8 protein-coding genes are annotated in these 11,899 nt (G+C 59.3%); 3 read left to right on the top strand and 5 right to left on the bottom strand.

The genetic code is table 11. The annotated features are described in order from the left end of the window. The first annotated feature begins 67 nt into the window (after positions 1 to 67). Positions 68 to 3,703, top strand: a complete 3,636-nt coding sequence (locus HCU76_RS35705) for a hypothetical protein (protein WP_218511980.1) — start codon at positions 68 to 70, stop codon at positions 3,701 to 3,703. Continuing rightward, positions 3,700 to 4,713 (top strand): Wadjet anti-phage system protein JetD domain-containing protein, encoded by a 1,014-nt coding sequence (locus HCU76_RS35700; protein ID WP_218511979.1) that lies wholly within the window; start codon positions 3,700 to 3,702, stop codon positions 4,711 to 4,713. Before HCU76_RS35705 ends, HCU76_RS35700 begins: the two co-directional genes overlap by 4 nt. Before the next feature lie 158 nt (positions 4,714 to 4,871). Here HCU76_RS35700 and HCU76_RS35695 read toward each other — a convergent pair whose 3' ends face one another. Next, positions 4,872 to 5,543 (bottom strand): HIRAN domain-containing protein, encoded by a 672-nt coding sequence (locus HCU76_RS35695; protein WP_218511978.1) that lies wholly within the window; start codon positions 5,541 to 5,543, stop codon positions 4,872 to 4,874. Positions 5,544 to 5,722: 179 nt separating this feature from the next. On the opposite strand from HCU76_RS35695, the gene HCU76_RS35690 reads away from it, so the two are divergent. After that, a complete protein-coding gene (locus HCU76_RS35690; protein WP_218511977.1) occupies positions 5,723 to 6,385 on the top strand; it encodes a hypothetical protein in 663 nt (220 codons plus the stop codon). A gap of 990 nt (positions 6,386 to 7,375) precedes the next feature. Here HCU76_RS35690 and HCU76_RS35685 read toward each other — a convergent pair. Genes HCU76_RS35685 through HCU76_RS35675 form a run of 4 tightly spaced genes read right to left on the bottom strand, consistent with a single transcriptional unit; the run spans position 7,376 to position 11,520 of the window. Beyond that, a complete protein-coding gene (locus HCU76_RS35685) occupies positions 7,376 to 8,035 on the bottom strand; it encodes a hypothetical protein (protein ID WP_218511976.1) in 660 nt (219 codons plus the stop codon). Beyond that, a complete protein-coding gene (locus HCU76_RS35680) occupies positions 8,032 to 8,586 on the bottom strand; it encodes a restriction endonuclease (protein ID WP_218511975.1) in 555 nt (184 codons plus the stop codon). The genes HCU76_RS35685 and HCU76_RS35680 overlap by 4 nt, the downstream gene beginning before the upstream one ends. 1 nt (position 8,587) lies before the next feature. Further along, positions 8,588 to 8,713: a hypothetical protein gene (locus HCU76_RS37065; protein ID WP_256354734.1), complete on the bottom strand. Its 126-nt coding sequence runs from the start codon at positions 8,711 to 8,713 to the stop codon at positions 8,588 to 8,590. After that, positions 8,710 to 11,520, bottom strand: a complete 2,811-nt coding sequence (locus tag HCU76_RS35675) for a TrlF family AAA-like ATPase (protein WP_218511974.1) — start codon at positions 11,518 to 11,520, stop codon at positions 8,710 to 8,712. The genes HCU76_RS37065 and HCU76_RS35675 overlap by 4 nt, the downstream gene beginning before the upstream one ends. Between the last annotated feature and the right edge of the window lie 379 nt (positions 11,521 to 11,899).

Raw genomic sequence — 11,899 nt, 5'->3', positions numbered from 1 at the left:
TTTGGCTGCATGAAAGAGGCGACAAGTACCTTGACGCGCGCCGAAACACCGCCGGCGCCCTGTACTGATGGCCCGCAGCCGCGAACTCACACGCTTCCGTGCCTCGCTCAACGTGTTCTCAGAAGCGGCGCAGCTCTACCTGAAGGCCGAGGCCGACCAGAAAGAACTTCTGATCCACGGCGCTCAGCTTTATCAGGCTCTGCAGCTTCGCGCGGGCCAACGGCGCGCCGAGCAGGCGAGAGAGATTGATTTTGCGAAAACCCAGCGCTCCATCTCGGAACAAGCATCGACCGGCGCGACGGCATCTCTGAAGGACTCTACGACATCACTGGCGCTCTACTTTGAGAAATCTGTTGCCGCCGCCGCCGAGCGCGTGAAGCTGGCGATCCAAGAAGTCGACCGTCTGGAGACGAAGATTGAGCACATCCGTGCCGCCCGGCTACAGGGCGAGATATTGGGCATGAACGCGGAGATAGAAGAGCTGGAGGCGTTGGCGGCCGCCGAGGAGGAGGGCTTGAAGCCTGCGAAGGATCATGTCGACATTCAGGGCGCACTTCTGCGCCGAGCGATTGCGAACGAAGAGCGCAGGGTCAAAGATGAGATCGCAACATTCGACGCCAACAGTGCGGTACGTCAAGAAGAACTGCGGGGCGCAGCGACAGCCAAGAAGCATGCGGAAAGGGACGAACTCGATTTCACGAAAGAGCAAAGTGGTCTGCGGCATGCTGAAGACGCTTGCACGCGTCGGCGGCAGATACTGGTAAATCAGGGTAGATTGGAGAGCGTAGAGGAACCTCCCGAAAGCGCGGTTGAGCGTTGGAACGAAACCGGAAGGATCGTCGCCGGCCAGTTGCAGGAACTGCGCGAATCTCGCGAAGCATTTGCGCAGCAAGGGCGTCAGTATCGGATTGACGCTGGCAATGCCATGGTCAAGCGCAACGAGCTCCGCGCGCAGATTAAGACACTGAACGAATTCATTGACGCTGGATTGAAGCAGGCGGAGCACTTGGCTTTGCTGCCGGCCATCCTCAACGCTGTTGAGTCGGATCGAGGCGATCCCTACTCTCCCTCGTTGCCGGGTCGTCTGCAGGATGTAGTCCACGATTCAGCCCGCGAAGTGTCGCGCTCCGACGTCCGGCTGGCGGAACTGCGTGCCACGAGGCAAGCCATCGAGGAAACCGGCGTTGCTGGCTACAACCCTGACGTCCACATCGTGGTGGAAGAATTGCGCCGTGTCGGCCGGATCAAATCGGCCAGGCCGTTCAACGAATACCTGGCCAAGTCGATCCCGGATGCCGAGAAAGCGCGCGAGCTGGTGTTGAGCGATCCAGCCCGCTATCTCGGTGTGTGCGTCGCACAGTCCGAGTTCGAGCTCGCGCAACGCATGACATGGGATGGAACTCGACCAAACAAGCCGGTGGTCATTTCAATTGCCTCGCTAGATCGCGCTGCAGCACTGGCAGGTCAGTCCATCGTTCCCCCCGCAGACGATTCTGCATTCAGCCTGGGAGCAGCCCAGGCGCTTTCCACTTCGCTGGAAGCCAAGCTGCGCATTGAAGAAGAACGCCGCGATGCCTATGCACAGCGGCACGCGGCAACGTTGCGCGCATTGCAGGAGCTCGCCACGTTCCTCGATGTATATGGCGAAGAGAAGATGAAGGAGACCCGCGGCACGGTCGAAAGCCTGGTCCAAGATGAGGCCGCTGCCAGCCAGCGCGAGCAGTCTCTAACGCAACTAGCGGAAGGCGCTGAGAATCAGGCGGACGAGTGCGAACGTCAGATCGAACCAGCCAATCAACGGCGCATCGATGCAGCGCATTCGGTCGAGGCGTTGCGGGAATTCATCATTGAGCATGAGACGGGGCGGCCGTCGAGGCTGTCAAGGCTGGAGGAAATCGATGCTCTGATCATGGACGCTCACCTGCGAAAGGAGCTTGCGGAAGACACCGCGACGCGGCTGCAGAACGAGCAAAACACGGACTATCGCCTGAAATCAGAGGCCGAAGTCTTGCAGAAGTCCTTGGCGGAGGACCGCGGCAAGATCGAGTACTACTCGCACGACTACCCCGCCCAAGAACAGTTGGCACAGAAGCCACGCACGCTTGACACGCTGCGGAGGTCGTACAACGACGCACGAGATGCTTACAACATGCAGGCCAGCAATCGGCTCGGCGCTCTGCATGAAAAGATCAAGGGTAAGCGAGATCAAAAACTTGGCAAAACCCACGAGTACGCCCGTGATTTCGCCAAGTATGGAGTAGCGGATACGAAACCCTTCCTCTATGCCGACCATGGTCGGCTTATCGCGGAAACGCAACGTGAACACGGGCCGGCAAGGGCCGAGCAGATCCAGGCCTCGGCAGCTGGCGAACGCCTCAAGGCGGAGTCTGCAAAGTTTCTTTCAAGCTCGCAGACTAAAGCAAACCTGAGGGCGCCGACGCCTGCGATGCAGACGATGAGCTTCACTGAACTCGCCCAGCTGTCGGAGGAGTGCGAAAGGGAATATGAGAGGGCGTCGAACCAGGCTCGGGAGGCGGCAGGCGAGGCCACAAAGGCCGAAGAGCGAGGTCAACGAAGGGCGTTGGCGGCAGACAGCGACCAGCGAGCGGCGGAGTCATTTCGGGTTGGTGTGGGACTTCCCGAAAATCCTGATCCCGCGCTGATCGCTGCGGAAATCTCGGGGGCCTTGGGGGTAACCGTCGAAGTACCGGCGCAGGACTCGTTTTTTCTGCACGAAGACGCTCACGCGCAGACGATGCAGCTGCAAAAACAATGGGGCGCGAAGGGCCAAGGTGTCGCCAAGCTCAAGGAGACCGCTGGCCTTGCGTTCGACCAAGTAAAAAAGGCGGCGGCACTCCAGGCGTTCCGCGAGATCGATCCGACCGTCTCGAGCGAGATGGAGAACAACAGCTTTGCAGCGGCCTGCACCGATGCCGACCGGCTGCTCGAACACCTGGATGACCGCATCAGCACGACGGACGCCACGCTCGCGAAGATGCAGGAGGACTTTGATCTCTGCGTAGAGGACGTCCTGGGCGTCGTGAAGAACGCGATCCACACTCTCAATCAAGCATCTGGGCCGGGCAAGTGCGTCCCACGCGAAGCGCCCTACGTCGGCGGCAAGCAGGTGCTGAAAATGCGCGCGAACTTTGGCTCCATTTCCGCTGATCTGCGCCGTCAAGCGATCCACGCGTACTTGGAGTACTTGGGTCAAAGCGCTGTCGTTCCAGTGACAGGCACCGATCTGGTAGCGGATGCGCTCCTCCGCATCAATGGGAAGCCGCTGGGCCTTCAAGTCTTGAAGTTTTCGATTGAAGAAACCGAGCAGTATGTGCCGGTAGAGAAAATTTCCAACTCTGGCGGCGAGGGGGTAGTGATGGCCATGTTTCTCTATTTGCTGATCAATCAGCTGCGCGCGGAAAACCACGCGCAACTGCGCAAGAACGGCGGTGGTCCTCTGTTGCTGGACAACCCCTTTGCGAAGGCCACGAGCGCGCCTCTCTGGCGCGCTCAGCGCGCGCTGGCCAAGGCCATGAATGTCCAGCTCATCTTCGCAACGGCGCAACAGGACTTCAACACGATCGGTGAGTTTCGCCGGTTCATTCGCCTGCGCCGCGTCGGTCAGAACACAAAGACGAGACGATGGCAGATCGAGATTGCGCCACTTCAACTGATCGATCCACAGGAGCCAATGGTCGCATGAGCGAGTTTCTTGAGCGTCTTCGCTCGGGCCGACGCAAGCGAGTCGATCTTCAGGAGGTGATGCAGCATTACTATTCCGTTCACCCATCCGCGCAGAACAGCCACGAACGAAGGCAACTCCTTCTTGCCGAACTCCAGAGTCTGGCGGGCGCGGGGGTCATCGAATTGCCAGCAAGGGGAAGTTGGGAGCAGGTCGGCTCGCCTCCCCTGCCCCTCTGGATTCAAATCCATCGAGTTAGTCCGGCTGCATCTCAGGCACTCGATCTTTCGAGCGTGGCTTGGGCCCCAGAACTGGGCTTTTGGCCACAGCTTCGTGTGGCGCAATTGCAAACACTGCATGCGATCAACGAGTTTCTCATCCGTCGACGTGGAAAGTTCGCGCTCGTGCCGATCAAGGAGCGATCACTCGAGATTTTCGGAGACGAGAAGCGGCTTGACGACCTTGCCACGGGCGACACGCTTTTCAACGGCAAGCTGCACCTGAAGACGATTGGTTGCTTTCGCGTTCCGCAGCCCTTGCCCTATCGCAAAGCAAACGCAGCCGGAAAGGCGGTGTTGGTCATCGAAAATCACAACACGTTTTGGAGCTTCGGCGAATGGAACGAGGTGGCTTGCCGGTATGCCGCGGTGGTCTATGGACAGGGGTTGAACTTTCGCCTGACCGGACGTGCGCTGCACCAAGTTATTGATGAAGCCGATGCTGTGGGTGCAGAGTACTTCGGAGACTTGGACCCAACCGGGGTTAGCATTCCAAGGGAGTTCAACGCCTGCGTTGAATCCGGGTATCCGACGGTGCGTCCTGCGATCGCCTTGTACGAGGCCCTCATCGCGCGAGGTGTGCAGAGATTGAAGGCCGAATGCGCCAACTTCGACGAGAAGATCGCTATGGAGTGGCTCGGGCGCGAGCTCGGAGTCGCGGTAACCGACGCTTGGAGACTGGGGCTCTGGTACCCTCAAGAGGCGCTGGGCACCGAGCAACTAATTCTGCTGGGTTCGCAGGCGTTTGCCTGACGGGGCGCGTTCGGCAGATCGAGCTGCAAGCCCTCGGCAAGTGCCGAGCGCTTCTGGCCGCGCACGGCTACGAGCTTTCTGACCTGATCGGCGGCGACGCGCGCGAGACAGGGATCGTCGGCAAGAGATTCCACCGCAGCGAGTAGCTGCATGCCCCTTCACGTGGCAGGGGTCAGGCGCAGCGTTGCAAACCGATTTTTCCTGAGCACGAGTACGCCAGTCGTGGGCCCGTCCTTGAACAGAGCGGCGTACTCCGCTTTGGTGAGTTCGTAGACCTTCAATCCGAGCCCGATGTTTTGCCTGTTGCAAGCGTAAAAGTTCACCGTCTCCCAAGCGTCCGTCGTCCACTCCTCGACTGCTCTGCTCTTGTGCAACTCGTCGAAGTCTCCGGTTGGAACCCACACCTTCGCGGAGTAGCTGCCATCGGCATCTGGTTGAAGGGCCGAATAGCCATTCACCCGGATGATTTCATGCTCCATGGGCTCAGTGAGGATGCCGATGCCCAAGTCGTCGGGAAAGTCGATTTCAATCGTGTATTCATAGGCGCGGTCCTTCGTCCTCAAGCCATTCGTGATCACTGCGGCCACCGAGACATGCTCGATGCGCTCGGGGAGATGGCTGAGGTAGGAACGGTAGGTTTGTGCGAACGACGCCGAGAGGTGCCCGACTGTTTGTCCTTCGATCACCACCCTGACTGCGTTCGGGTCGTGTGGGTTCTGATCATCTGGGACGAGGTACCCGAGGCAAATGACCAAGGCATGCGTGTTGATCGGGTTCTGCGCAATCGCAGCGATCGCGCCGCGATAGTGCGATGTCCCGGCGATCGTCATCTTGAAAGTCCCTGCGGAACTCCAGTGCGCGTACCTTGGCAAGTCACTCATTCCCAACCGCTCCATTTTCCTTCGGGCCGAAAGTGGCCGCGCCGATTCTCGTGCAGGCAGTGCCGCCCGGGGCTGCGCGACAAGGTTCCTGCATACTCGCGCCCCAAGCAAATACCGGAGGGGTGACGATGTTCGATGGACCGTGGGAGTCCTGCATGTTGGTGCGCGGGCTCAATCCGAGCGAGTGCGCGTCGTGGGTTCAGGCTTGGGGCGCAATAGCCGCGATCATCGCCTCAGCCGCCGTGGTGCTGCTGGTTCAGCGACACGAGGCGCAGCGCGAGCGCGCGGTCAAGAATGCCGAAGAGGTGCGCATTCTCAAGATCGTCGGCCAGTTCGTTTTCGACGTGCGCGCGAAGCTGCGGGACATCGAGGAGCACCCCCTTCCGCACCTCCATCGAACCTGGACCGCGGTCGAGGCGCCGGTCGCGAGCTTGGATGCCGTCCCGTTCGACAGGTACCCGGCAGAGAACGCTGCATTCGCGGTGGCCGTCGCGATGCTGAGCTATGGATTCATGCGCGAAGCATATGCGACGCTCGACGAGGGAGAGATGGGAACATCTGAGCAAATAATTCACATCGAGGCTTCGAGGCACCACGCGCTAGGCGGGTTCTTTCGCGCTGAGCAGGAGATCGAAGCTGCGCTCGTCGCCCGCGGCTCCCGGCTCCCGCGCATGCAAATCAACTTCGAGCACGGCGTGTCTGTCCGAACGCTTGAGGCCGATCCCGTGCTCGGCTCACTAGCCGACGCGGTCAGTGCCGCGTCGATGCCTTTGCATGCTGGCTCGCTGTGACGACGGCGACAGAAATCGCACCGCCGGCATCGGAGAACGATTCGAACAATCCGCAGATCACGCCGTGTGCGAGCTGCTCAGCTTCGGCAGGCTCGACGCGCCCGAACTCAAGCCGGCCAATCAGATCGAGTTTCAGTTTCTCGCTGTTGATCTACCAGGCTGCGATCGAGGGGCTGGGTGTCGGCATCGCACAGCCCGAAATCGTGGAAGAGGACCCGGCGTCAGGCCGTCTTGTCGCGCCGTCAAGGAGGTCGTTTCGACTGGAAGGAAACACTTTCTTGTCTGTCCGCCGCGAGAGCGGAACGATCCTGCGGTCGCGCGGTTCTTCTAATGGGTGCAGTCAATCGCGAAGGCGCACCGTTGACCCCAGAGATTTGAAGTGATCGGCGCCGTCAACCTCAATGTCAGTGCCGCGCGCATTCCCGACATACATCGCTAAGTGTCGTGGGGCAGCAGTGGGCCATCTCAGACCGGCAGCATCGACTGGTGTCCGGCAGGTCCGCAGCGGTTGCCGCCAGTGCACACCGTCGGGCGTAAGTACGCTACCTGGCATCAAGCCGACGTTAAGACCATCGTGAAACGCCATCCGTTAGTCGGCAATGTCGTCAAAGATGCTTCTGGTTCCCTTTGGAGAGGCGACCGTCGTTTCCTCGGCCCCGATGTCGTGGGGTGAGTCGACCGGCTTCACCGCCTGCTTCTCGCGCAATTCAACCCAAGATAGTGCTCGCTTCCTCTGTGCACGAACTACGTTCTGGATCCGACGACTTGTCGGGAAATGGTCAGAGATTCCCGTTAACGATTGATCGAAGCGCCTCATATGCCACTCCGGACCCCAGTCCTCCTCCTTGTATCCGTTCTCAAGCGCAACGCGGAAATCCTCAATCCGAGGAAGGAGCTGCGTCCTGATGCCATGAGAGAGTCGCGAGGATTCAGGGGATGTCATAAGTGAACGCAACTTAGGCTCCGTGAGGATGCGGGGATCACCCCCGGTCAAAGCGCAATTCGCTGCGAATGACACGACCGACGCGCGAATGTTCTCCGGCAGAATTCCAAAAGCGGCCATGCGGATGGCGAGGTCGACATCCTCGGAGTACTAGCTATCTCGGGAATAAAACGCGGATGGTTTGCTACTTCCTCCAGAAACTCTTTTATCCTTTCACGGAACTCTTGAGGCTGTTGGCCCAGCTTTATGTGGTTGTAGAGGATCTGCGCTCGTTCGTCCGCCGTTAGGTCGTGAACATTGACCACAGTCTGGCTCTCTTGGAACAGCGGGAAAGCCGACTCTTTCAGCTTCTGACGTGCCTGCTTGTAGATGTAGTCCCGCGAGGTCATGACGATCTTGGACCCTCGGTTGATCATCGCGCGTATCTCCGGCAGCACGCGATTCCAACCCGAGACCAAATTGCTCTCGTGCTGGGTCACGCCGAATGCGTCATCGACCCAAAAGAACTGAGACGACTCATTGGGGTTCCAATGAGCCACCATCTCTTTTGCACTGGGCGCTTTGACCACTCTGGCGCCCCACTTGTCAGCAGATGCCATGGCCAGGAGCGAAGCCACCGTTGTCTTGCCCGCCGCAGGCTCACCAATCAGCAAGACAAACCCGTGCGCATCCAGCGCCCTCGCGGCAAGCCTATAGGACTCGGTCATGACGACCTGGCGAGGTCCTCCCGCATGGAGTCGAGCACAGCGGCTGCTTGCTCGTAGGCACGTTTGTCTAGGATCTCGCTGAGGTCGCCCAATCCGTACACGCGCGGGACCATCGACCGCAGATTCTTGCTCTCAAGAATTTGTCGTTCAATCCATGGGCCATGAAATATTCGCACCTGCTTGACGCCAGCGTCACGCAATTTCTCGACGATCAGTTCGTCCGCTGTGGCGGACTGGCCAGCGTTCGTGAGAAGAACATAAACGTCACAAAGTCCCTGCTCGACAAGGCGTCTCGCTTTGTCTATATCGTCGGACATCTCAGAGAGGTGCAGGTTCTTCCCGGCGATCTTGGTGAACTTGCACTGGACGACGAACTTGCCGCTGAAATCTTCCGCACCGGTCGGATTCCAGACACCTGAAAACGCGCCATCACGCCCACCATCATGCTCGTCTAAGAACGACTGGACCGGCTGACCCAGATTCTCCCGAAGTATGGAATGGCAAAGCTGCTGGAAGCTATGCCAGCCCAAGGTATGGAGGTTGAATGTCACCTCAGGCATTGCCACCAGCGGCAGCGCTCCCCAGACGTGCCGCCATTGCCTCGTCGCCAAGCATGATCGTGTAGCGGAAGTCGCGAAAATCCTCGACCGTGCATCGGGCGGGTTCCTTGATGTTCATGAGCCAAAGTGATACTTTTCGCTGCGCCGCTTGAAGGCTTCCTCGGAGCCTTCCATCACGTCGACCACCGCTCGCGTTACTTCCGGCCTGTCGAGCCCGCCCTGCGCAAGGACGTGACCGCCATCCTTCGCCTCGATAGCATAGATCAGCTCTGCGTCTCCGTTTACTGGAAGGTTGGCGTTGTGCGTCGCAACGATGATCTGACGTTGACCTTTGACGTTGCGGATGAAGGGAACAAGGTCTCTGAAGATGTAGTTCGCGTCGAGTTCATCTTCAGGCTGGTCGATGATGATCGGGCCGTTACCCTGTGCCAGCAACAAGCTAAGCAGTGCCGTATTGCGTTGACCTTCCGAGAGGCTGCGGCCACCTGCGCCACTCATGCTGCCAGCGCTCTGACCGTCAGGCCGGAACAGTTCGACGTCAACGAAGTCCGCCACTCGGGACAAGCGAACCTGCTCCCACACACGCCGCACCGAATCCGCTTCGAGATGGGCGTTCAGCTCTGCGAAGTGCGCCGATACCGACGCCGGAGCCTCTAGGAACCCGTCAGGCGATACTCTCCATTGATCAATGAGTTCCCAGGGTGACGGGACTGACGACTGCTCGCCATGGGCCTTGAACAATGCGTCTCCGATGTCGTCCCAGTTCTTGCCAAGGCGCTTGCGGTTGTCGTTGGGGTTCAGCCGTCGCCACGCAATGTCGAAAGATTCCTTGTCGCGCATGTAGGCGACTACGATCTTCGTAGCCTTGGCCGACTTCTGAATTCTGGACGCGGCAAGACTGCGAGCATCGAACTGCTCGCGCCAGACCGCGTGCAACTCAGCCAACTTGTCTGCCCAGCCCGCAGCCTGGTCATTCAGGTCGCTCAGCTGCCGCGTCTTCCCGTCGAGCTCAGCTTGCTTGCTCTCCTTGGCCCTTGCGACCTCCTGCAAGCGGCTCACATCGGCAGCGGTCAGACCCTTCTCAAGACACGCGGCTGAGAACTTCGTCTCCGCTTGATCCAGTTCCGCTTTCACCGACGGCCACGACGAGTTCTCGGCGAATGTGGAGTCGATCACCAGCTTGAAGGACACTGCAGCCTGTTCGATCGTTTTGATGAACTCCGCGCGTGCGAGGTCGATCTTCTGTCCGGCCTCTTCCAGAAAGTCGCGTGCCGGCCACCGGTTGGATTCTGGCGGGAGCTTCGTGTAGCGGACGGTGAGCTCTCCCGTGAACGCGGCCAGCCAGCTGACATTTTGCTCCGCGTCGCTCTTTATTTTCTCCGCAAAAGATGCAGCCTCCGTTGCAGCCTGCTGAGCTTGAGCATCGCCCTGAATGTCGTTTCGAGCTTGCCATTGCCGACTGAGTTCCAGGACTTCCTGCGTCAGCTTCTGGACCTCCCTGGCAACAGTTCTCGCGCGGCTTGACGCGGCGCCGAGTTGCTCCAGCTCCGCCCGTACGGATTGTTCTGTGCGCGCGAGTGCAGGAAGCTTCTCTCCCGCCGACGCATCCACCAGACGCAACACATGGTTCTGTCCTGGTTTCGCCAGGCGCGTGAGCTCGCCTTGGCTAAAGAACTGCGCTTGCAGCTGACCAAGCACGGTGCTGAGATCCACGACGTCGCGCCCCGCGATGAAGCGCCTACGTTCTGCCGGCTTCATCACCACAGTGTCACGCACTCCAGGCGAGGCCTCGAACGTGACCTGCAGCTCAACGTTTGCGCCTTGCAGCGTCGAACGAATTGCTTCGTGCTTCTCCTTGATGTCGTCGTGCAAGGACTTGTTTGCTTCTGGCTCAAGACAGAACCTCAGGTACTCGAGGATCGACGATTTACCGCTGCCACGGCCGCCTATGACGCAGTTGAAGTTTGGCGAGAAATGAACCTCTTGATCTTCGAGGAAGGCCGCACCCTTGATTACTAGCTTCACGATGCGGGGATGCTTCTCGCCGTCGGAAGGGCAGGCGTCATACAGGTTGATCCGAGACTCGTTATCAACAAAGGCTTGGCGCAGAGCTTCGATCGATGGCTCGGACATCTTGAGCCAGGTGTATCGGTAGCCGATGGAATTCGCAAGAGGCTTCTTGTCCTCATCGACGGCCAGGGACTTTGCATCCGAAGATCGAACGTAAGCCGGCGGACGTCCGTCCCGTTTCCAGTCGGGGTTCGAGCCGTCAAGCACGACCTTTGCCTTGCCTTTCAGCGGGAAGTCGGCGACCTCTACGCACATGAGTCCAGGGAGAGCGTAGTCGCCCATGTGCATGGGGTTGCTGCACATACCCTTGTCGCTGAACGCATGTGCCGCAATCACAATTCCGCCGGAAGCGCCCTGAACCTTGCTTAACACCGTGCGCAGAGGGACAAGCGCATTCTCATGACGCAGTTGGGTCGGCAATCCGCTATTGAAGCGTTGATTCGGCGGAAGACCTAGGGATGTGACCAAGTCGTTCAAGGCGGTCAGATTGGCGCCCTTCTTGACCTGCTCAAACAGGCATAAAACGTGGTAGCCGATGTCAGCCTCGAAGCCTGGGAATATCGCGAGCGGCGGCCGCCCGAACTCTTCAGCGACGGCATCGTTTTGCTCGATAAGGTGCGTCAGGAACCACTCGCGATGGTTGGCGCGCGCAGAGAAGTTGTGGTCAGTCACGCCGATGACGTTCAACCCCACCTCGTGGCAGCGGCGAAGATACGTGCGCGCCTTCGTTTGAATGTCGTCTTCCATCCGGGGGTCGCCCAGCTTGGTTTCAGCGTCGGCCCAGTGCCGCGAGTCCTCAGGCGTCTGAACCTGGAAATCGCATCGGTGCCACTTCATCCCCTGGTATTTGCCCATCAACACTCCTTGAATGTGTGGGAATGCTACCAAGGCCTCAACCTTAACGGCCGACTGGCCTTCCGTCCGTTTCCCTCGTCTGTGCGTGCTCGTGCGGGTGCTGGAATACGGTGCGCATCCTCCGGCGGATGCGTCAGCGTCCGCTTCTTTTGGGAGCGGACCTAGCTTTGGCAGGAGCAACCGACCGCCACCAGTCTTATCAAGACTCAGCTTTCCTAGCCAACTTGGCATGTGAGGCCACTGCAATGGGTCCGTCCTCGAGATGGCGAGCAAGGTCCCTCCCTGCGTTGCAATGAAAGAGGTGGGGGATCACACTTCGACGTGTTTTTCTAAGGAGCACCTCGTGACGCCAAAACCTATCCAGAGAAGGCGCCCTGAA

It is taken from the genome of Variovorax sp. dw_308, from assembly GCF_019207085.1.
GTDB lineage: Bacteria > Pseudomonadota > Gammaproteobacteria > Burkholderiales > Burkholderiaceae_C > Variovorax.
The sequence above is the reverse complement of the archived record's forward strand: the minus strand, read 5'-3'. Positions and strand labels throughout refer to the sequence as shown.

What these genes read in the sequence shown, in the direction of transcription:
- HCU76_RS35685 (WP_218511976.1), bottom strand. Translation starts at nt 8,035, where the DNA reads ATGACCGAGTCCTATAGGCTTGCCGCGAGGGCGCTGGATGCGCACGGG.
- HCU76_RS35675 (WP_218511974.1), bottom strand. Translation starts at nt 11,520, where the DNA reads ATGGGCAAATACCAGGGGATGAAGTGGCACCGATGCGATTTCCAGGTT.
- HCU76_RS35705 (WP_218511980.1), top strand. Translation starts at nt 68, where the DNA reads ATGGCCCGCAGCCGCGAACTCACACGCTTCCGTGCCTCGCTCAACGTG.
- HCU76_RS35700 (WP_218511979.1), top strand. Translation starts at nt 3,700, where the DNA reads ATGAGCGAGTTTCTTGAGCGTCTTCGCTCGGGCCGACGCAAGCGAGTC.
- HCU76_RS35690 (WP_218511977.1), top strand. Translation starts at nt 5,723, where the DNA reads ATGTTCGATGGACCGTGGGAGTCCTGCATGTTGGTGCGCGGGCTCAAT.
- HCU76_RS37065 (WP_256354734.1), bottom strand. Translation starts at nt 8,713, where the DNA reads ATGAACATCAAGGAACCCGCCCGATGCACGGTCGAGGATTTTCGCGAC.
- HCU76_RS35695 (WP_218511978.1), bottom strand. Translation starts at nt 5,543, where the DNA reads ATGACGATCGCCGGGACATCGCACTATCGCGGCGCGATCGCTGCGATT.